The sequence below is a fragment of the Sphingopyxis sp. UBA6723 genome (genome assembly GCF_002454115.1).
Classification (GTDB): Bacteria; Pseudomonadota; Alphaproteobacteria; order Sphingomonadales; family Sphingomonadaceae; genus Sphingopyxis.
In genome coordinates, this window is record NZ_DKIH01000010.1 from 442,838 (window position 1) to 461,334 (window position 18,497).

The window sequence follows — 18,497 nt, forward strand, 5'->3', positions numbered from 1 at the left end:
CGGCAAGATCTTAATTCGGAGAAATCGCCTTGGTTCTCATGCTCCTCCAGATCGTCCACATCATCCTGACGGTCCTGTGGTGGTTCATCATCGCGCAGGCGGTGATGTCGTGGCTGATCGCGTTCAATGTGATCAACACGCACAATGATTTCGTCAACCAGCTGTGGACGGTGCTCGACCGGATCACCGAGCCGCTGTACCGCCCCTTCCGCCGCATCATGCCCGATTTCGGCGGGCTCGACCTGACCCCGATGCTGGTGCTGATCATCATCATCATTCTCGACGGGCCGGTGCTCAATTATCTCGGTCGCCTCGCTTATGCGAACGGCATGGCGTGATGGCGGTTGATGCCGCCGCGCAGGTGATCGACGGCAAGGCGTTTGCCGCTGGTCTGCGCGGCCGAATTGCCGACGCTGTCCCCGCCTTTGTCGCCGCGACCGGCCGCGCGCCCGGGCTGGCGGTGGTGCTGGTCGGCGACGATCCGGCGAGCGCGGTCTATGTCGGATCGAAGGGCAAGGCCACCGTTGCCGCGGGGATGGCTAGTTTTGAGCATCGCCTGCCCGCCACCGCGACGCAGGACGAGGTCGAGGCGCTGCTCGCCCGACTGAACGCCGACGATGCGGTCGACGGCATCCTGCTGCAACTGCCGCTCCCCGGCCACCTCGACGAACAGGTGGCGGTCGCGACGATCGATCCCGACAAGGATGTCGACGGGCTGACGCCGGTCAGCGCCGGGCGCCTCGCGCTCGGCATCGCGGGCATGGTGCCGTGCACCCCCTATGGCTGTCTGTTGCTGCTGCAGGACCGGCTTGGCGACCTGTCGGGCAAGGACGCGATCGTCGTGGGGCGCTCGATCCTGGTCGGCAAGCCGATGGGGCAATTGCTGCTGGGCGCCAACGCCACGGTGACGATGGCGCACAGCCGCACCAAAGACCTGCCCGCGCTCGTGCGCCGCGCCGACATCGTCGTGGCGGCGGTCGGGCGCGCCGAGATGGTCAAGGGTGACTGGATCAAGCCGGGTGCCATCGTCATCGACGTCGGCATCAATCGGCTGCCGCCCGCCGACGGCGCGGCAAAGGGGCGACTGGTCGGTGACGTCGATTATGCCGAGGTCGCGGCGGTCGCTGATGCGATCACCCCGGTTCCGGGCGGGGTCGGGCCGATGACGATCGCCTGCCTGCTTCGCAACACGCTGGTCGCCGCGCACCGCCGCGCGGGGCTTGCCGATCCGGAAGGATTCTGATGCGCCGTCTGTTCTCCGCCTCGTTCGTCCTTCTGTTGGTCGCCGCTTGTGCCGGTGACGCCGATGACCTCCGCAACCGCCCGCTGGGACCGAATCCGAGCGCCTTTATCGCGGCCGAGATCGGCTTTGCGCGGCTGGCGCAGGACAAGGGGCAGTGGACCGCGTTTCGCGAAACCTCCGCCCCCGACGCGGTGATGTTCGTGCCGCAGCGGGTGAAGGCGCGCGACTGGCTCAAGACGCAAAAGGACCCCGCTGAAGCGGTCAAATGGCAGCCGCACGCGGTCTATGTCAGCTGCGACGGAAACGCTGGGGCGACCACTGGGGCGTGGCAAAAGGGACCGGCGAACGGTTATTTCAGCACCGTCTGGCTGCGCGATCCGAAAAGCGGCAAGATCAACTGGATCCTCGACCATGCTGACGAACTGACCGCCGCGCGCGAAGCCCCTGAATTCATTGCGTCGAAGCAGGCGGTGTGCGGATCGCGGCCCGCGGTACCGATCGAGGCGAGCGCGGAGGGTGACGACATGGCGGTCGGCCTGTCGCCCGACCAGACGCTCAGCTGGACGTCGACCGTGCGCCCCGACCAATCGCGCCGCGTCACCATCCGGCTGTGGGACGGCAAGGCAATGGCGACCGTCATCGACGATCAGGTCGCGGCGCCGAAACAGCCATGATTGACCTGTTCATCTCGGCCTTTGTCACGCTGTTCGTGGTCATCGACCCGCCAGGCTGCGCGCCGATATATGCCAGCCTGACCACCGGCGCGAGCGCACAGCAGCGCCGGTCGATGGCGATCCGCGCCACGGTGATTGCGGGGGCGATCCTCGTCTTTTTCGCGATGTTCGGAGAGGCGCTGCTCAGCTTCCTGCACATCGACCTCGACAGTTTTCGGATCGCGGGCGGCATCATGCTGTTCATGATCGCGATCGACATGGTGTTCGAGAAGCGCACCGAGCGGCGTGAGCAGCGGGCGGAAAAGGTTGCGGCATCGCATGTCGAGGATGTGTCGGTATTCCCGATGGCGATGCCGATGCTCGCCGGGCCGGGATCGATCGCATCGGTGATGCTGCTGGTGTCGCAGAATAACGGGCTGGACCGCGCCTTCGTCATTTTTGGCGCGTTGCTGCTTGTGTTGCTGTTGACGCTGGCGGCGTTGCTCGCCGCAGGGCCGCTGATGCGCTTTATTGGCAACAAGGGCGAGGCGGTGATCACCCGGCTGCTTGGTGTGCTGCTGGCCGCGCTGGCCGCGCAATTTGTCATCGACGGGCTCAAGGCCAGCTTCCCCAGCCTCACATAGAAAAGGGCGCCGCCCGCAGGCGACGCCCTTTCCTGTTCCACGGGAATGGAATCTAGCGTGCGGCGTTGACGTCCGCTTGCGTCACCGGCGCGATGCGGATTTCGACGCGGCGGTTGCACTGATAATCGGCCTCGCTGCGTTCGGGCGAACATTTCAGCTGCGATTCGCCATACCCCATCGTCGCCATACGCGCGCGCTGGATGCCGCGGCCGCCCAGATAATCGGCGACCGACGAGGCGCGGCGTTCGGACAGACCTTGGTTATAGCTGTCGCTGCCGGTCGAATCGGTGTGACCGTACACGTCGATATAGGTGCTGGGATATTCGGCCAGCGTCGACGCGACGTTATCGAGCGCGCTGCGGAACTGCGATTTCACCAGCGCGCTGTTGTAATCAAAGGTCACATCGCCGGGCATGTTGAGCACCAGCTGGTCGCCCTGACGTTCCACGTCGATGCCGGTGCCGGCGGTGCGCTGGCGCAGCTTCTTTTCCTGCTCATCCATATAATAGCCGACGCCCGCACCGGCGACCGCGCCGATGCCCGCGCCGACGATTTCTTCGGTGCGGCTGTTCTTGCCGCCGATCAGGTCGCCGAGCAGATAACCGCCGAGCGCACCGCCGATGCCGCCGATGGCGGCGTTCGAAATGCGCTTCTGCCCCGTTTCGGGGTCGGTGACACAGCCGGTCAGCGCCACGGCGCTCATCGTGGCCAGTGCCGCGAGTTTAATGGTCTTGATATTCATTGGTCGCTCCCTTTTTTGCGGCCGCATGGATCGTTTGCGCACCGCCATTCCTGCCGATAACATATGGCTGGCGATCTAGTTCCCGAATCCGGCTGAACGCTCGCTGAGGCCGATGTTCAGGCGCCATTGTGCAATTGCGCAACTTTCGCCTATAGACGCCGGATGACCGACGCTGACAGGGGCCGGGCGCCGAAGCGCCAGATCACCGCCCAATGACCCCTTTCCCATGGTCCGACGTGGCGATCATTGCCATCCTGATCCTGCTCAATGGCGTTTTCGCGATGTCCGAACTCGCCATCGTCTCGGCGCGCGCGCCGCGCTTGCAGGCGGCCGAAAAGCGCGGCAGTCGCGGCGCTGCAGTTGCACGGCAGCTTGGCGCCGATCCGGGGCGTTTCCTGTCGACGGTACAGGTTGGTATCACGCTGATCGGCATTCTGGCCGGTGCCTATTCGGGCGCCAGCTTGGGCGGCCCGGTCGGCGACCGGTTGCAGGCGCTGTTCGGCCTGGACGATGAAACCGCGCTGACGGCAGGCTTCGCCGTGGTCATTGCGGTGACGACCTATTTTTCGCTGATCGTCGGCGAGCTGGTGCCCAAGCAATTTGCGCTGCGCGCGCCTGAACCGATCGCGATCTTCATGGCGCTCCCGATGCTGTGGCTGTCAAAAATCGGCGCGCCGCTGGTGTGGCTGCTCGATCGCAGCTCCGCGCTCGTCTTTCGGGTGCTCGGCCTCAACCGCGAATCCGAGGATCGGGTGACCGCCGAGGAGCTGCACCTGATCGTTGCCGAAGCGTCAAAATCGGGTCTGATCGAGGAAAGCGAACGCGCGATCATTTCGGGCGTCGTCCGGCTTGCTGACCGCCCGGTGCGCGAAGTGATGACGCCGCGCAAGGACGTCGACTGGATCGATATCTCGCTCGATGCGCAGGGGGTGCGCGACAAGCTCGTCGCGTCGCCGCACAGCCGACTGCCGGTCGCACGCGGCTCGGTCGACGATATTGTCGGGGTGGTCCAGGCGCGCGATATCGCCGCCGCGCTGTTCCGCGGCGAGGCGTTGGATCTGGAGACAGTGACGCGCTCCGCCAAGGTGATCCACGATCAGATCGACGCGATGGACGCGCTCGAAGCATTGCGCGTCGCCGACGTACCGATGCTGTTCGTCCATGACGAATATGGCCATTTCGAAGGGCTGGTGACCCCCGCCGACCTGCTCGCGGCGATCGCCGGCGAGTTTGCGTCGGACCAAGATATCGGCAGCGAACCGTTTGTCGTCGAACGCGACGACGGCAGCCTGCTGATCGCCGGATCGATGCCCGCCGACCAGATGGCCGAACGGCTGGGGATCGAGCTTGACGACGACCGCGACTATGCGACCGCCGCAGGCCACGCGCTGGCGATCCTGAAGCATCTGCCGAAGGAGGGCGAACGCTTTACCGACAAGGGCTGGCGATTCGAGATTATCGATATGGACGGGCGCAAGATCGACAAGCTGCTCGCCACCGAATTGTCCCGGCCAAAGGACGCCGACGACACCTAGCTTCAGCGTCTATCCACGGCATCAGCACCGTAACCGATCCCGCCACCAGCCGAGCAACCCTTACAATGCGATCGGTTGCCCCCATATGCAAACGATGCCGCTGGACCGCGCCGCGTCGTAACGTGGCGGGCCAACTGTCGGGCATTGTCTCCTGTCGATCAAAAATAGATTTGGTTGGGTTTTCCGGAGCACGCGAATGATTGCGCACCCGGTGGGCTGACAGCCCGGGTCTGCGATCCGAAAGGCATGACCGCATGATCGGCTATTTCATCCTCCTCCACCGTTTTCCCGAACAGTTCAAACGGATGTTCCGTGCCATCTACGCTCCCGGCAACAGCTATGTGATCCATGTCGACAAAGGGTCGGGCGCGGAGTTTGCCGCCGACATTGCCGAATTCCTCAAGCCGTATCAGGGGGTCGCGATCATCGAATCGAAAAAGGCGCTGTGGGGCGGCTATAGCTTGGTCGACGCCGAACTGCGCGGCATGGCCAAGTTACTGGCGATGAGCAGCAGCTGGACGCATTACATCAACCTCAGCGGCCAGGATTTTCCTCTGAAGTCGCAGGCCTATATCCGCGATTTCCTGCGCGCTAACCCGCGCCGCCAGTATATCCGCGCGCTCGACCAGCGCGCGATCCGGCCCGATACGCTGAACCGCGTCAGCCATATGTTCGTCGAAGCGCTGGGGCGGATGTTCCGGACCCCTGTGTCGCGCCCATTCCTGAAAGGTGCCACGCCGTTCATCGGCACCCAGTGGAAGGGGGTGACGCGCAGCTTCTGCCAGTTTGCGGTCCATCACCCCAGCGCCGATCGCTTCAAGACCTTCTATCGCCGCAGTTTCATCCCCGACGAGGCGTTTTTCCAAACGCTGATGATGAACAGCCCCAATCAGGGTGAAGTGATGAACGACGATCTGCGGACGATCGACTGGGTGCCCGACGGCGACATCAAGCTGCGTCCGCGCACCTTTGTGACCGCTGACGCGCTGCGCCTGACGCTCAGCCCCGACCTGTTTGCGCGCAAATTCGACATGAACGAGGATGCGATGATTTTTGATCTGATCGAGGCGCATCTGAAAACGCCCGCGGCAATGGACTATGTCGGCGATGTGGTGATCAAGCCGACCAAACCGCGCGCCAAACCCGTCGCAGCCGTCACCCCGACCTGAAAAAGCTGCCGGGCTGAAACAGCAAGGGCTCCGCCGATGGTGCGGCGGAGCCCTGTGTGCGGCAATGAGCCGGGATGGCTCAGCCGTTCAGGCGATCCTTGACGGCCTTGGCCGGACCAAAGGTCAGCTTCTTGGCAGCCTTGATCTGGATCGTCGCGCCGGTCGACGGGTTTCGGCCTTCGCGCGCCGGGGTTGCCTTGACCTTGAACTTGCCAAAGCCGTTGACCGAAACTTCGTCGCCCTTGGCGGCGGCATCGGCAATCGCAGCGAAGACGGCATCCACGGCCTTGCGGCCATCGGCTTTGCTCAGGTCCAGCGACGCGGCGACAGCGTCCGACAGTTCGGCATGATTCATAAATTCTCTCCTGGTTTCGGTCGGGCGATTCCCGGCCAATGCGCTGCCATAGACGCATGATGTACCCTTCGCCAAGCCCGTGTTTGCGGGGGGTTGGGTGTCTCGGCTGGCGATTCGCAGCGGGAAGCGCCGCGTCTGCGTCAACGCATTCTGGCAATTTCGAGAATCGCATCGAGGTTGACATGGACCGCGAGCTCAGCGGCGATGTCATCGAGCGCCGCATCGACGTCGGCGGCATGGTCGCGCGCGCCGCCTGTAACCCCGATGTGCGCCAGCAACGCGCGGCGCAGCTCGGCCGAGGCGAAAAGGCCATGGATGTATGACCCCATCACCCTTTGATCCCTGCTGATCGCGCCGTCGCTGGCGCCGTCGGCGACCATCGCAAAGGGCTGGGTCGTCCCCGGACCGTGGGTTTCACCCATATGCATCTCATAACCTTCCAGAGCCGCGCCTAGCGCGGTCCCGGTGACGTGCCGCAGTGTCTTGGCGGGCGACAGCGTCGTTTCGACGTCGAGCAGCCCCAAGCCCGCGACGTCGTCCGCCACGCCCTCGATCCCCAGCGGATCGGCGATCCGTTGTCCCAGCATCTGATACCCGCCGCACAGCCCGACGATCATCCCGCCCCGCCGGTGGTGTGCCAAAATATCGATGTCCCAGCCCTCGGCGCGCAGCGCGCCCAGATCGGCGATCGTCGCTTTCGACCCGGGCAGGACGATGATCGCGGCTTCGGCAGGGATCGGCCGCCCCGGCGGCACCATCACCATTTCGACCCCGGGTTCGAGTTTGAACGGATCGAGATCGTCGAAATTGGATATGCGCGGCAGGATCGGGCAGGCGATCATGCGGCGTCCGTCGCGCGGGTCGGCCGGGCGCTCCAGGATCACCGCATCCTCGCTCGGCAACCGCGCCGCGGCGCTGAGCCAGGGGATGACCCCCAACCCCGGCCACCCGCTGCGCCGTTCGATCTCGCGATAGCCATCGTCGAACAGGGCCGGATCGCCGCGAAACTTGTTGATCATGAATCCGCGGATCAACGCCGCATCGTCGGGATCGATCACGGCGCGGGTGCCGACGACCGCGGCGATCACCCCGCCGCGGTCGATGTCACCGACCAGGATGACGGGGACGTTCGCGGCGCGCGCGAAGCCCATATTGGCGATGTCACCGGCGCGCAGGTTGATCTCGGCAGGTGACCCCGCGCCCTCGACGACGACGATATCGCACTGCGCCCGCAACCGGTCGTAACTTTGCATGACCTCGGTCAGCAGCGCGCCGCGCGCCTCGCGAAAATTGCTGCTGCCCAGCGTGCCGCGCACCCGGCCATGGACGATCAGCTGCGACGTGCGGTCGGCCTGCGGCTTCAACAGCACGGGGTTCATGTCGCTGTGCGGCGGGGTGCGGCACGCGACCGCCTGCAACGCCTGCGCGCGCCCGATCTCGCCCCCGTCGATCGTCACCGCGGCGTTGTTCGACATATTCTGCGGCTTGAACGGGCGAACCACCATGCCGCGATTGGCAAACGCGCGGCACAGCCCCGCCACCAGCACCGATTTGCCGACGTCGGAGCCCGTTCCTTGCAGCATTACAGCGGCCATGCGCGGTGCTCCTGCCGCATCGCGCGGATCAGAACAGCCCCGGCAGTTCGCGCTGCGCCGCGCTCGGGCGGTCGGGGACCAGCATTTCGGGTTCGGCCAGTACGCGCACATTGCTGCTTTGCGCCGCCGCGCCGACGCTGGCTTCGGCGATCCGCGTGGGGCAACCGGCGCCGGACAGGAAGTCGATCGCCGCGCGAACCGACGCTTCGCGCGGATCGCCCAGCGGCAGGCTCAGATCGTCGCCCGCGGCGCAGCTGTTGCCGATTTTGGGCGCCAGACCATTGTAATAATCGCCCGCGCCAGTCGAATTGGCGGTTGCAAAGGCGACGACGCGCATCCGGTCGTCACATTCGGCCTTGTCGAGCGCGATCTGGCCGACCGGCTTGCCGAAGGTATTGCTGCCGACCAGCGTCATGTTGGTGCCAAGGTACGGCAGCATCGAATTGATCACCAGTTCGCTCGCCGATGCGGTCGATCCGGTGCCGATAAAGGCGATCCGTGTCGGCGCGATCGATTCGGCGGTCGGCGCAAAGCGATGCTCGTCATTCTCGACTGCTTTCGACGCGCGAAACACCGTCTGCGAAAAGATCGATCCGCCGCGTCCTTCGCCCATCAAATCGCCCATCAGCTCGGCGGTCGAAACCAGCCCGCCGCCATTATAGCGGAAATCGATGATGACGTCGGTCACCCCCTGGTTGCGGAAATTGAGGAAGGCGGCGCGAAGCTGCGGATTTGCTGACGAAATGAAGGTGCGCAGGTTGAGATAGCCATAATTGCGCCCGCCTTCGCTGATGATCTTGGCGCCATAACGATCCGAAATCGGGTCGAGCGAATAATCGGCCTTGCTGATGGTGACGTCGCGGGTGCCCGCGGCGTCCTGAATGCGCAAAACGCGGGTGATGCCGGGGTCATTGGGACCAAGCGCATTGGTGATGCCCTGCGTGCCTTCGGCAGCGACGATCGCGGCGATGGTGCGCATATTGCTGGCGGTGGCGCCGATCGCGACGATGCGGGTGCCGCGATCGATGCCTGCGGCCAAGGCGGGAGCACCCTCATAGGCTTCGGCGATGACGACCTGGTTCGCGGCGGCATCATAAGTCAGCCGGATACCGAATCCGGCGCTCGATCCGCTGGCGAAAAACGCATTCTCCTCGGCGATCGAGGTGATGTAGGTGAAAAACCGGTCCTTGCCGAGCGCGCGCGCCGGGGCGACCAGCGCATCAATATAGGCATCCACATTGGTGAAACTTGCTGGGTTGACCCCGCTCGCGACGTCGCCGGGGAACAGATACCATTCGTCGATCACCGCCTTGGCAAAGCCCTGCCTTGCGGCGAGGCCGCAGCCTGCGGTCGGGGTGGGCGTCGGCGACGGGGTCGGGGTGACGGTCACTGGCCCGGCATTGCTGCCGCTGGTCGAACCCCCGCCGCCGCCGCACGATGCCAGAAGCAAGGACAGAACGGTGAGTGACGCAACGGCGCGGCGCATATTTTTCCCCGGTATAATCAACGGCTCGGACGATAGTCATATTGGCCATGAATTGGAAATGAAGAAGCAGCGACGGCTTGCGATCCGTCGCGGGTAAACCGGAAGGGGAGGGGATTGTTTCAAAACAGCCGTTGCTACAAACGGCAACCAAACCCTTTGCCGGAAGGACGGTCTCTGTGAACAAAATGATCGAAGTCGAACAAGTTGAGGAGAAATTGAGAATCGCCATGTTGGCGAGCGATATCGAAACGCTCGATGATCTGCTGAGCGACGAACTCGTTTTTACCAATCACCACGGCCAACGACTATCCAAAGCAGATGATCTGGCAGCGCATAGGTCCGGTCTTCTCAACATTGATCGGTTGGAACCCAGAGCCGAACCAACAATCCGTTTCATCGGCGACAGCGCAATCGTCAACGTCACGCTCGATCTGGCGGGCACATATGATGGGCAGCCCTTTGCAGGCGCATTTGCCTATTCCCGCATGTGGTATCGTCAGGGTGGCAAATGGCGAATCGAAGCGGCGCACTGCTCGTCGGTCGCGGGCAGCTGAACATTTTCTGCAATGAGCAACGAGCGCGCGATCACTTGATATTGACCCAATGGCGACGCCGACCCGTCAGGCGTCCGCTTCGGTTTCACGCCGCCCCTTGAATCCTTGCGCAACGACGTACAGCTCGGGCGACCCCTTGCGGCTTGCAGGCGGCTTGGCGTGCTTGACCGTCGTGAAATGTTTTTTCAGCAAGGTTAGCAGGGTGTGGTCGGCGCCGCCGGCAAAGACTTTGGCGACAAAGGCGCCGCCGGGTTGCAGCGTCTGCACCGCAAAATCGGCAGCGGTTTCGGCCAGCCCGATCGTGCGCAGATGGTCGGTTTGCTGGTGGCCGACGGTATTCGCCGCCATGTCCGAAATCACCAGATCGGGGGCGCTGCCCAGCGCGTCGATCAGCGCATCGGGCGCGGCATCGTCCATAAAATCCATCTCGAGGATTTCGACGCCCTCGATCGGCTCGCACGCCAGCAGGTCGATCCCCGCGACACGCGCGCGCGGATTCGTCTTGCGCACGACCTGCGACCAGCCGCCGGGGGTGATGCCCAGATCGACGACCGCGCGCGCCTTTTTGATGAAGCCGAATTTCTCGTCGAGCTCGATCAGCTTGTACGCGGCGCGCGACCGATATCCCTCCGCCTGCGCGCGGCGCACATAGGGATCGTTAAGCTGACGTTGCAGCCAGCGCGTCGACGACACGCTGCGCTTTTTCGCTGTCTTGACGCGGACATGCAGCCCGCCCCGCCCGCTGCCGCCGCCACCGCTCTTGCCGCCACCGCCGCTCATTTACGATACGCGCGCCGTGTCACCGGCACGTCGCGGCCCTGCATTGCCAGCGTCCGCAAAATGCCTTCGCGGATGCCGCGGTCGGCGACGCCGACCCGCGCTGCGGGCCACAGGTCGATAATGCTCTCCAATATCGCACAGCCAGCGACGACCAGATCGGCGCGCTCTCGGCCGATGCACGCGATGTCTGCGCGGTCGGCAATGCTGGCATCTGCCAAACGGCGGCTAATGTCGCGCATCGCATCGGCCGGGACGACCAGCCCGTCGACCGCGCGGCGATCGTATCGCGGCAGGTTCAGAAACACGCTGGCCAGCGTCGTTACCGTGCCGCTGGTGCCGAGCAGGCGCAGCTCCTGCCCGGAAAATTGTTCGGCGCGCCCGGCAAAGGCGGCAAAGGCGCCGCGCGTCACTTCGCGCATATGCGCGTAGGCGGCTTGCCGCCCCGCCAGACTGTCGTCGGGTAGCGGCGCATGTTCGGTCAACGACACGACCCCCCACGGCACGCTGATCCAGTCGTGGATCTGCACGTCATGCTCCGACACATCGACCTGCATCAATTCGGTCGAACCGCCGCCGATGTCGAAAATCAGCGCTGGCCCCTCTCCGGGCTCCATCAGATTGTGACAGCCCAGCACTGCAAGCCGCGCTTCTTCGGCGGGGGAAATGATGTCGAGGACGATGCCCGTTTCGCGCCGCACCCGCTCGGCCAGTTCGGCGCCATTGGCGGCACGGCGGCAGGCCTCGGTCGCGACCGCGCGCGACAGCGAGACATGGCGGCGGCGCAGCTTGTCGGCGCAGATCGCCAGCGCCGCCACGGTGCGATCCATCGCTGCTTCGCTGATCCGACCGCTGGCGTGCAGACCTTCGCCGAGCCGGACAATGCGTGAAAAGGCGTCAATCACGACCAGCTCGCCGTCCTGCGGTCGAGCGATCAGCAATCGGCAATTATTGGTGCCCAGGTCGATCGCGGCATAGCTTCGCGGTCGCGCGAAATGCGCAGGCCGCGCGGCGGGTTCTGCCTGGTTTCGCCCTTTCGCCGCTGGCCCCGTCCTCGAACCTGGCCGCGGCGGTCGCCCGGATGGCGCTGCCATTTGCCGCATGGCTAGTATTACCTGTCTCTCTCACGCATCCACCAATCGCGGATGTGCACTTGGGAAGGAACCTAGGCTTTGGCGGCCTTTTAGGCAACCCCGTCCCCCGCCGGGGTCGCGGCCCAAAGAAAACCCCGCCCGGCGGTGGCCGGACGGGGCATAAGGGGGACTGTAAATTATTGGAGGTCGGGACTGCCCTTAACGGCAGCCGTCATTCCCCTTGTCGATCGCGCGGCCGGCGATCGCGCCGACGGCGCCGCCGATGATCGTGCCGACGGCGCGGTCGCCGCGGCCGGCGATTTCATGGCCGGCGAGGCCACCGGCGATCGCGCCGATGATCGTGCCGCCGGTGCCATTGTCGCACTGGCGATAATTGCGATTGATGTACCGCTGCTGGTTATAGCGACGGTCCTGACGATAATCGCGGCGGTCGGCGCGGCGATCGTAACGACGGTCATACCGGCGGTCGTCGCGGTCATAGCCGACATTATAGCTCGAATAGCCGCGCTGGTCGTAATAACTGTTCTGCGCCGCAGCGGGAGCCGCCATGCCCAGCGTCGCGGTGGACATCAGGGCGGCGATCGAGAGGGTCACCATCTTTTTCATCGTCGTTCTCCTTCTTTCGTCGTTCGGCCCCTTGGGGCTGCCCATCTGGGCGTTGGTCGATGAAGGGGTTATGGGTGATTCGCATTGAGCCAAGCCTGAACGCGCTTGTTGGCTGCCGTTCAGCTTCGCGCCCCGGAACGCTTCCCTTTCGGCCCGCACCGCCCTAACCCCGCGCCGATGCGCCGCCTGTTTCTTGCCGCCCTGATCTTTCTCGCGCTCGGCCCCGTGCCGGGGACGGTGCATCGTTTCCCGGTCGATAACCTGACCCAGCGCGCCAGCGCCCACCCACTGGCGTTGGCACCCGCGACGACCGGGTCGATGCGCTTTGCGCGCGGCTGGCACCTGGACAGCCCCAACAGTCACTTCGGGGGATTTTCGGGACTGGCGCGGATCGGACCCGCCCAATTCCAGCTGATCGGCGACAATGGCTATGCCACCCGGCTGACCATGGATGCGCAGGGCCGCATCGCCGCGGTTCATATCCGCCCGCTGCCGACCCCCGACGGCCGCCGCGCAACCAAAGCCATGGCGGACACCGAGGCGTTGTTTATCGATCCGGCGAGCGATCAAGCCTGGATCGCGCTCGAAGGGATCAACCAGATCTGGCGGCTCAACGCCGATCTGACCATCATCGAATCGCGCCGCCGGTTGCCGGACCCGCGCTGGCCCAAGAATCGGGGTGCCGAGGCGATGGCGCGGCTCGCCGACGGGCGGACGGTGATTTTTTCGGAGGACGCCGACAAAGATCCGCGCGGACGCGAGGCGTTCTTATACGCGGGCGACCCCGCGGCGCCCGGCCCGACGCCGATTCGCTTTTTCTACGATTCGCGCGGCAAGGGGCTGGTCAGCGACGCTGCGGCGCTGCCCGATGGGCGCCTGCTGCTTGTCCACCGGCGGCTGGGATTCGATCCTGTGTTCACGACAATCATTGGCATCGTTGATCCCGCCGATATCGCCAAAGACGCGGTGGTGCGGTCGCTAACGGTCGGCCGCGTTCCCCGTCCGCTCGCCGAAAATTACGAAGGCGCGTCGATAACCGTCGAAAATGGCCGCACCTGGCTGTGGCTCGTCGCCGACAATAATTTCAACCGCTGGCAGCGCAGCCTGCTGCTCCAGTTCGAGCTGATTGATCTGCCGCCGCGCAAGACGCCAGACAGCAAAAAGGCCGCGCGGAAACCGGCGGCCTGATTGCGTTTAGCGATGGAAAAGTGCTTAAGCGGCCTTTTCGGCCAGCTTCTTCGCCACTTCCTTCTTCACCTTGCGCGCCGAATCCGACAGCTGGTCGTCACCGGCTTTCAGCAGCCAGTTGTCGAGCCCGCCATTATGTTCGACGGTGCGCAGGCCGTGGGTCGACACCCGCAGCTTGACGCCCTTGCCCAGCGCGTCCGACAGCAACGTCACATTCTGCAGATTGGGCAGGAACGTGCGCTTGGTCTTGTTGTTGGCGTGGCTGACATTGTTGCCGACCATACGACCCTTGCCGGTCAGTTCGCAGATGCGCGACATGATGTTTGTCCTCGTACAAAAATATCGGTTCGGCGTCCGGGTGCTTCCCGTGAAATCGGGGAAGGAAGGACCGGAGTGAGCCGGGAAAGGCGCGCGCTTATCGGCTTGCCGCAGATTCGTCAAGCGACTAGCGGGAAAAGCGATGCCGCAATTTCTGCTCCCCGCGCCGATGCGCCGCGCGCTCGACCTCGCCAAAACCGCGGCAGACCGGGGGGAAGTGCCGGTCGGTGCGGTCGTCGTCAAGGACGGCGCGATTGTCGGCGAGGGCCATAATGCCCCCCGCGAATCGCACGATCCCACCGCCCACGCCGAAATCGTCGCGATTCGCGCCGCCGCGCGGGCTCTCGGCAACGAACGCCTCGATGGCTGCGATCTCTATGTGACGCTGGAGCCTTGCGCGATGTGCGCGGGCGCCATCGCCCACGCCCGCATCGCGCGGCTTTATTATGGCGCCGACGATCCCAAGGGCGGCGCCGTGGTCCACGGCCCGCGCGTCTTCGCGCAGCCGACGGTGCATCATCGGCCCGAGGTTTACGACGGCATCGGGGCAGGGGAAGCGGCGGCGCTGCTGCGGGATTTTTTCGCGGCGCGGCGGATTAAGTTCCCAAAACTTCCTCCACCCATTTCGGCACCAGCATCCCCGCCGGGCCATGCCGCGCCTCGCTGAACCAGTGGCTTCCCTGGCTCGGCTCCATATTCAGCTCCAGCGTCCGTGCCCCTGCCGCCCGCGCCTCGCGCACAAACCCTGCCGCCGGATAGACCGCGCCCGACGTGCCGATCGACACGAACAGGTCGGCGCGGTTCAGCGCGGCGTAAATCTCGTCCATCCGGTACGGCATCTCGCCGAACCATACGATGTCGGGGCGCAAGGTGCCGACCACCCCGCACGCCGCACAGGCGGGCCGATCGAGCAGCGGCCCGGTCCACCGCAGCCGCGCATCGCACGCCGCGCACCAGGCGTTCAGATGCTCGCCATGCATATGGATCAGCCGCCTGGCCCCCGCACGCTCGTGCAGATCGTCGACATTCTGCGTCACGACCAGCAACTCGCCCTGCCATTCCGCGTCGAGCCGCGCCAGCGCTTCATGCGCCGCATTCGGCACCTTGGTCTGGATCGCCGCGCGCCGCGCATCATAGAATCGCAGCACCAGATCGGGGTCGCGCGCAAAGGCTTCGGGGGTCGCGACATCCTCGACGCGATGCTGCTCCCACAATCCGCCGCCGTCGCGAAACGTATCGATGCCGCTTTCGGCCGACACCCCGGCGCCGGTCAGGATGACGATGTTCTGAATATCCTTCATCCCCCCTCTCTATCCGTTGGTGTCGCGCGAAGTCGAGACACCTATCGGTCGAACCTTCGAACCCTCCCTATCGTTCGTCATCCCGGCGAAGGCCGGGATCTCAACTTCGCCCAATAACGCACCGGTGAGATCCCGGCCTGCGCCGGGATGACGGGAGCAGAGCACATCTCGACTTCGCGCGCTGCGAACGGCTAAGGGGAAACGAAGGACAGGGGACGGCATATGACCAGCATCGGCATTATCGGCAGCGAAGGCCGCATGGGCGTCGCGCTGGCCGCCGCGATCGCCGCGGCGGGGCAGCAGCATCGCGGCGCCGACAAGGGCGGCAACATCGTCAAGCTGGTCAGCGAGAGCGACGTCCTCGTCGATTTCTCCTCCCCCGCCGCGCTCGAAGCGACGCTCGACGCCTGCATCGCGGCGAAAAAGCCGATCGTCATCGGCACCACCGGGCTCGAGGAACGCCATCATTATCTGATCGACGACGCCGCACGCGACATCGCGGTGCTGCAAACCGGCAACACCTCGCTTGGCGTCACGCTACTCGCGCATCTGGTGCGCGAGGCGGCGGCAAGGCTCGATCCCGAATATGACATCGAGATTGTCGAGATGCACCACCGGATGAAGCTCGACGCGCCCAGCGGCACTGCGCTGCTCTTGGGACAGGCGGCCGCCGACGGTCGCGGCATCGACCTTGGCAAATGCTCCGAACGCGGCCGCGACGGGCTGACCGGCGCGCGTGGTCACGGCAAGATTGGTTTCGCATCCTTGCGCGGCGGCACCGTTGCGGGCGATCACGACGTGATCTTTGCGGGCGACGAAGAAATGATCACCCTGTCGCACCGGGCCGAGAACCGGATGATCTTCGCGCGCGGCGCCGTGCGCGCCGCGCTGTGGCTGACCGGGCAGGCGCCGGGGCGCTACACGATGCCGCAGGTGCTGGGGCTGCCCCAACGGTGAAAAAGGCCGATATTTTCGAATTCTATCGCCGCCTCGCCGACCTCAACCCGGCGCCCGAGACCGAGCTGGCCTTTGGCAACACCTACCAGCTGCTCGTCGCCGTCGTGCTCTCGGCGCAGGCGACCGATGTCGGGGTGAACAAGGCGACGCGGCGCTTGTTTCAGGACGTGACCACGCCGCAGCAGATGATCGACCTCGGCGAGGCGGGGCTGAAAGAGCATATCAAGACGATCGGGCTGTTCAACGGCAAGGCGAAGAATGTCATCGCGCTCTCCGAAATCCTGGTCCGCGACCATGGCGGCGAAGTCCCCGCCGACCGCGATATCTTGACCAGCCTGCCGGGGGTCGGACGCAAGACCGCCAATGTCGTGATGAACTGCGCCTTCGGCGCCGAAACCTTTGCCGTCGACACCCATATCTTCCGCGTCGGCAACCGCACCGGCCTCGCGCCGGGCAAGACCGTGCTCGCGGTCGAAAAGGCGCTGGAGAAAGGCACCCCCGCCCCCTTCCGCGTCGGCGCGCACCACTGGCTGATCCTCCACGGCCGCTACATCTGCAAGGCGCGCACGCCGGAGTGCTGGCGCTGCCCGGTCGCCGACCTGTGCCGGTTCAAGCCGAAGACGGCAGCGCCGAAGGGGAAAAGGGCGGCGTGAAAAAGGGTTCACGCGGCGACGCGGAGCCGCGGAGGGAGTATCCCAGTTCCGTTTGCCCTGAGCTTGTCGAAGAGCCGTTCTTCCTTCTGGCGGGGCAAAAAGAACGCTGCTTCGACAGGCTCAGCACGAACGGATTCAGGGTAATCCCTCCGCGGCTCCGCGGCTCCGCGTGAACCCAAATCTCTGCGTCCTCTGCGCGAAACATTCTGGCTCCCCTTGCGCAACCCGCAGCACGCGCCATAGTCGGGTTCCATGCGCAACCTGACCGCCCCGCTCGCCCTCGCCGCCGCCCTGCTCGCCGCCGCGCCCGTCCACGCCAAACCCGCCGATGCGGACGCCGCGAAGCAGATCCTGAAGGACAGCATCGCGATCCCGACGGTCGAGGGGCGCGGCAAGGTGCCCGAACTGGCGGCCTATTATGCCGGGGTGCTGAAGGCCGCGGGCTATGCCGACAGCGATATCGAGATCACCCCGATGGGCGAAACCGCGACCCTCGCCGCGACGCTGACTGGCACGACAAAGAAGAAACCGATCCTGCTGCTCGGTCATATGGATGTTGTCGCGGCCGACCCAAAGGATTGGACGCGCGATCCCTTCGTCCCGGTCGAGGAGAATGGCTATATTTTCGGCCGCGGGTCGGAGGACAACAAGTTCGACATCGCGATGATGGTCGCAACGATGGCGCAGCTGAAAAAGGACGGGTTCAAGCCGCAGCGCTCGATCATCCTGCTGCTGACGGGTGACGAAGAAACCCAGATGGTGACGACCCGCGCGCTCGCCGCCAAATATAAGGACGCCGAATTTGCGCTGAACGGCGACGGCGGCGGCGGGACGCTCGGCGAGGATGGCAAGCCGCAATATTACGGGCTGCAGGCGGGCGAAAAAACCTACGCCGACTTCACCTTGGAAGTCACCAACCCCGGCGGCCACAGCTCGCGTCCGTCGCCGGTCAACGCGATCGTCCAGCTGGCCGCGGCACTTGAAAAGGTCGGTGCCTATAAATTCACGCCCCAACAGAATGAACTGACCAAAATCGGCATGCCGATCGTCGCCGATCAGGTCGGCGGCAATATGGGCGCCGCGCTCAAGGCTTTCGCCGCGAACCCGGAGGACGCGGACGCGATCACCAAGATTCGCGCCGACCCCGAATATGTCGGGCAGATCGGCACCACCTGCGTGCCGACTTTGGTGAAGGGCGGCCATGCCGAAAACGCGCTGCCGCAGCGCGCCACCGCCAACATCAACTGCCGTATCTTCCCTGGCGTCCCGGTCGAAAGCGTGCGCGCCGAGCTGGAACGCGTCATCGCGGACCCCGCGGTCAAGGTGAACCCCGATCCCGACGCCAGTGCCAGCGACGCTTCGCCGCTGCGTCCCGACGTCATGGCGGCGGTCAAGAAAGCCGTCCACGCCCGCGCTCCCGGGCTGCCGATCATCCCCTCAATGAGCGCGGGCGCGACCGACAGCTATCATTTCCGCATCGCCGGGGTGCCGAGCTACGGCGTCGCCGGGTTGTTTTCGAAAGCCAGCGACAGCTTCGCCCACGGCCTCAACGAACGCGTCCCGGTCGATGCGATCGTTCCCGCGCTGGCGCATTGGGACAGCCTGCTCAGGGATTTGTCGAAATAGG

Annotated in this window: 20 protein-coding genes and 1 pseudogene; 12 read left to right on the plus strand and 9 right to left on the minus strand. The window is 64.9% G+C overall.

What is annotated here, in order from left to right:
- The first annotated feature begins 38 nt into the window (after positions 1 to 38).
- From B4F07_RS10770 to B4F07_RS10785, 4 genes are read left to right on the plus strand one after another with little or no spacing between them, the layout of a single operon-like run.
- On the plus strand, positions 39 to 338 hold the full coding sequence (locus B4F07_RS10770) for a YggT family protein (RefSeq protein ID WP_088443299.1): 300 nt from the start codon (positions 39 to 41) through the stop codon (positions 336 to 338).
- Positions 338 to 1,243: a bifunctional methylenetetrahydrofolate dehydrogenase/methenyltetrahydrofolate cyclohydrolase FolD gene (folD, locus tag B4F07_RS10775; protein ID WP_293701049.1), complete on the plus strand. Its 906-nt coding sequence runs from the start codon at positions 338 to 340 to the stop codon at positions 1,241 to 1,243. The genes B4F07_RS10770 and folD overlap by 1 nt, the downstream gene beginning before the upstream one ends.
- On the plus strand, positions 1,243 to 1,917 hold the full coding sequence (locus tag B4F07_RS10780) for a hypothetical protein (protein ID WP_293701048.1): 675 nt from the start codon (positions 1,243 to 1,245) through the stop codon (positions 1,915 to 1,917). The genes folD and B4F07_RS10780 overlap by 1 nt, the downstream gene beginning before the upstream one ends.
- Positions 1,914 to 2,540: a MarC family protein gene (locus tag B4F07_RS10785; protein WP_293701047.1), complete on the plus strand. Its 627-nt coding sequence runs from the start codon at positions 1,914 to 1,916 to the stop codon at positions 2,538 to 2,540. The genes B4F07_RS10780 and B4F07_RS10785 overlap by 4 nt, the downstream gene beginning before the upstream one ends.
- A 52-nt stretch (positions 2,541 to 2,592) precedes the next feature.
- Here B4F07_RS10785 and B4F07_RS10790 read toward each other — a convergent pair whose 3' ends face one another.
- Positions 2,593 to 3,282 (minus strand): OmpA family protein, encoded by a 690-nt coding sequence (locus B4F07_RS10790; RefSeq protein WP_293701046.1) that lies wholly within the window; start codon positions 3,280 to 3,282, stop codon positions 2,593 to 2,595.
- 212 nt (positions 3,283 to 3,494) lie between these two features.
- Here B4F07_RS10790 and B4F07_RS10795 point away from each other — a divergent pair, with 212 nt between their 5' ends.
- Positions 3,495 to 4,817: a hemolysin family protein gene (locus B4F07_RS10795; protein WP_293701045.1), complete on the plus strand. Its 1,323-nt coding sequence runs from the start codon at positions 3,495 to 3,497 to the stop codon at positions 4,815 to 4,817.
- Between the two features lie 254 nt (positions 4,818 to 5,071).
- Entirely contained in the window at positions 5,072 to 5,986 is a 915-nt protein-coding gene (locus B4F07_RS10800; protein ID WP_293701044.1) for a beta-1,6-N-acetylglucosaminyltransferase, read from the plus strand.
- A gap of 79 nt (positions 5,987 to 6,065) precedes the next feature.
- Here B4F07_RS10800 and B4F07_RS10805 read toward each other — a convergent pair whose 3' ends face one another.
- The 3 genes from B4F07_RS10805 to B4F07_RS10815 all read right to left on the minus strand — a co-directional run bounded on the left by B4F07_RS10805 (position 6,066) and on the right by B4F07_RS10815 (position 9,422).
- A complete protein-coding gene (locus B4F07_RS10805) occupies positions 6,066 to 6,341 on the minus strand; it encodes an HU family DNA-binding protein (RefSeq protein ID WP_088440085.1) in 276 nt (91 codons plus the stop codon).
- 140 nt (positions 6,342 to 6,481) lie between these two features.
- Positions 6,482 to 7,936, minus strand: a complete 1,455-nt coding sequence (locus B4F07_RS10810) for a cobyric acid synthase (protein ID WP_293701043.1) — start codon at positions 7,934 to 7,936, stop codon at positions 6,482 to 6,484.
- A gap of 28 nt (positions 7,937 to 7,964) precedes the next feature.
- Positions 7,965 to 9,422: a S41 family peptidase gene (locus B4F07_RS10815; RefSeq protein WP_293701042.1), complete on the minus strand. Its 1,458-nt coding sequence runs from the start codon at positions 9,420 to 9,422 to the stop codon at positions 7,965 to 7,967.
- Positions 9,423 to 9,607: 185 nt separating this feature from the next.
- On the opposite strand from B4F07_RS10815, the gene B4F07_RS10820 reads away from it, so the two are divergent.
- The gene (locus B4F07_RS10820) at positions 9,608 to 9,976 is read left to right on the plus strand and encodes a nuclear transport factor 2 family protein (RefSeq protein WP_293701041.1); all 369 of its coding nucleotides are present in this window, start codon (positions 9,608 to 9,610) and stop codon (positions 9,974 to 9,976) included.
- A 66-nt stretch (positions 9,977 to 10,042) separates the two neighbouring features.
- Here B4F07_RS10820 and B4F07_RS10825 read toward each other — a convergent pair whose 3' ends face one another.
- From B4F07_RS10825 to B4F07_RS10835, 3 genes are all read right to left on the minus strand, one after another.
- A complete protein-coding gene (locus B4F07_RS10825) occupies positions 10,043 to 10,756 on the minus strand; it encodes an RlmE family RNA methyltransferase (RefSeq protein WP_293701040.1) in 714 nt (237 codons plus the stop codon).
- Complete coding sequence (locus B4F07_RS10830; RefSeq protein WP_293701039.1) at positions 10,753 to 11,856, minus strand: Ppx/GppA phosphatase family protein; 1,104 nt, start codon at positions 11,854 to 11,856, stop codon at positions 10,753 to 10,755. The genes B4F07_RS10825 and B4F07_RS10830 overlap by 4 nt, the downstream gene beginning before the upstream one ends.
- Positions 11,857 to 12,045: 189 nt before the next feature.
- Positions 12,046 to 12,453: a glycine zipper 2TM domain-containing protein gene (locus B4F07_RS10835; RefSeq protein WP_293701038.1), complete on the minus strand. Its 408-nt coding sequence runs from the start codon at positions 12,451 to 12,453 to the stop codon at positions 12,046 to 12,048.
- A 177-nt stretch (positions 12,454 to 12,630) separates the two neighbouring features.
- On the opposite strand from B4F07_RS10835, the gene B4F07_RS10840 reads away from it, so the two are divergent.
- On the plus strand, positions 12,631 to 13,641 hold the full coding sequence (locus tag B4F07_RS10840) for an esterase-like activity of phytase family protein (RefSeq protein ID WP_293701037.1): 1,011 nt from the start codon (positions 12,631 to 12,633) through the stop codon (positions 13,639 to 13,641).
- 24 nt (positions 13,642 to 13,665) lie between these two features.
- Here the strand turns inward: B4F07_RS10840 and rpmB are convergent, their stop codons facing one another.
- Entirely contained in the window at positions 13,666 to 13,959 is a 294-nt protein-coding gene (gene rpmB / locus B4F07_RS10845; protein ID WP_293701036.1) for a 50S ribosomal protein L28, read from the minus strand.
- Positions 13,960 to 14,101: 142 nt separating this feature from the next.
- Between rpmB and tadA the strand changes: the two are divergent.
- Positions 14,102 to 14,554, plus strand: a pseudogene (gene tadA / locus B4F07_RS10850) (tRNA adenosine(34) deaminase TadA); the annotation flags it as partial.
- A gap of 1 nt (position 14,555) precedes the next feature.
- On the opposite strand, the gene B4F07_RS10855 reads toward tadA, so the two are convergent.
- Positions 14,556 to 15,260 (minus strand): NAD-dependent deacylase, encoded by a 705-nt coding sequence (locus B4F07_RS10855; RefSeq protein ID WP_293701034.1) that lies wholly within the window; start codon positions 15,258 to 15,260, stop codon positions 14,556 to 14,558.
- Positions 15,261 to 15,482: 222 nt separating this feature from the next.
- Here B4F07_RS10855 and dapB point away from each other — a divergent pair, with 222 nt between their 5' ends.
- The 3 genes from dapB to B4F07_RS10870 all read left to right on the plus strand — a co-directional run bounded on the left by dapB (position 15,483) and on the right by B4F07_RS10870 (position 18,496).
- Positions 15,483 to 16,217, plus strand: a complete 735-nt coding sequence (gene dapB, locus B4F07_RS10860) for a 4-hydroxy-tetrahydrodipicolinate reductase (protein ID WP_293701033.1) — start codon at positions 15,483 to 15,485, stop codon at positions 16,215 to 16,217.
- The gene (gene nth / locus B4F07_RS10865) at positions 16,214 to 16,870 is read left to right on the plus strand and encodes an endonuclease III (RefSeq protein ID WP_293701032.1); all 657 of its coding nucleotides are present in this window, start codon (positions 16,214 to 16,216) and stop codon (positions 16,868 to 16,870) included. Before dapB ends, nth begins: the two co-directional genes overlap by 4 nt.
- Positions 16,871 to 17,122: 252 nt before the next feature.
- Complete coding sequence (locus B4F07_RS10870; protein WP_293701031.1) at positions 17,123 to 18,496, plus strand: M20/M25/M40 family metallo-hydrolase; 1,374 nt, start codon at positions 17,123 to 17,125, stop codon at positions 18,494 to 18,496.
- The last annotated feature ends 1 nt before the right edge of the window (position 18,497 follow it).

Excerpts from the sequence above, each read along its gene's own strand:
- B4F07_RS10790 (WP_293701046.1), bottom strand. The coding sequence starts at position 3,282 with ATGAATATCAAGACCATTAAACTCGCGGCACTGGCCACGATGAGCGCC.
- B4F07_RS10810 (WP_293701043.1), bottom strand. The coding sequence starts at position 7,936 with ATGGCCGCTGTAATGCTGCAAGGAACGGGCTCCGACGTCGGCAAATCG.
- B4F07_RS10770 (WP_088443299.1), top strand. The coding sequence starts at position 39 with ATGCTCCTCCAGATCGTCCACATCATCCTGACGGTCCTGTGGTGGTTC.
- dapB (WP_293701033.1), top strand. The coding sequence starts at position 15,483 with ATGACCAGCATCGGCATTATCGGCAGCGAAGGCCGCATGGGCGTCGCG.
- B4F07_RS10870 (WP_293701031.1), top strand. The coding sequence starts at position 17,123 with ATGCGCAACCTGACCGCCCCGCTCGCCCTCGCCGCCGCCCTGCTCGCC.
- rpmB (WP_293701036.1), bottom strand. The coding sequence starts at position 13,959 with ATGTCGCGCATCTGCGAACTGACCGGCAAGGGTCGTATGGTCGGCAAC.
- B4F07_RS10820 (WP_293701041.1), top strand. The coding sequence starts at position 9,608 with ATGATCGAAGTCGAACAAGTTGAGGAGAAATTGAGAATCGCCATGTTG.
- B4F07_RS10785 (WP_293701047.1), top strand. The coding sequence starts at position 1,914 with ATGATTGACCTGTTCATCTCGGCCTTTGTCACGCTGTTCGTGGTCATC.
- B4F07_RS10780 (WP_293701048.1), top strand. The coding sequence starts at position 1,243 with ATGCGCCGTCTGTTCTCCGCCTCGTTCGTCCTTCTGTTGGTCGCCGCT.
- B4F07_RS10795 (WP_293701045.1), top strand. The coding sequence starts at position 3,495 with ATGACCCCTTTCCCATGGTCCGACGTGGCGATCATTGCCATCCTGATC.
- B4F07_RS10815 (WP_293701042.1), bottom strand. The coding sequence starts at position 9,422 with ATGCGCCGCGCCGTTGCGTCACTCACCGTTCTGTCCTTGCTTCTGGCA.
- folD (WP_293701049.1), top strand. The coding sequence starts at position 338 with ATGGCGGTTGATGCCGCCGCGCAGGTGATCGACGGCAAGGCGTTTGCC.
- B4F07_RS10830 (WP_293701039.1), bottom strand. The coding sequence starts at position 11,856 with ATGCGGCAAATGGCAGCGCCATCCGGGCGACCGCCGCGGCCAGGTTCG.
- B4F07_RS10835 (WP_293701038.1), bottom strand. The coding sequence starts at position 12,453 with ATGAAAAAGATGGTGACCCTCTCGATCGCCGCCCTGATGTCCACCGCG.
- B4F07_RS10825 (WP_293701040.1), bottom strand. The coding sequence starts at position 10,756 with ATGAGCGGCGGTGGCGGCAAGAGCGGTGGCGGCGGCAGCGGGCGGGGC.
- B4F07_RS10855 (WP_293701034.1), bottom strand. The coding sequence starts at position 15,260 with ATGAAGGATATTCAGAACATCGTCATCCTGACCGGCGCCGGGGTGTCG.
- B4F07_RS10840 (WP_293701037.1), top strand. The coding sequence starts at position 12,631 with ATGCGCCGCCTGTTTCTTGCCGCCCTGATCTTTCTCGCGCTCGGCCCC.
- B4F07_RS10805 (WP_088440085.1), bottom strand. The coding sequence starts at position 6,341 with ATGAATCATGCCGAACTGTCGGACGCTGTCGCCGCGTCGCTGGACCTG.
- B4F07_RS10800 (WP_293701044.1), top strand. The coding sequence starts at position 5,072 with ATGATCGGCTATTTCATCCTCCTCCACCGTTTTCCCGAACAGTTCAAA.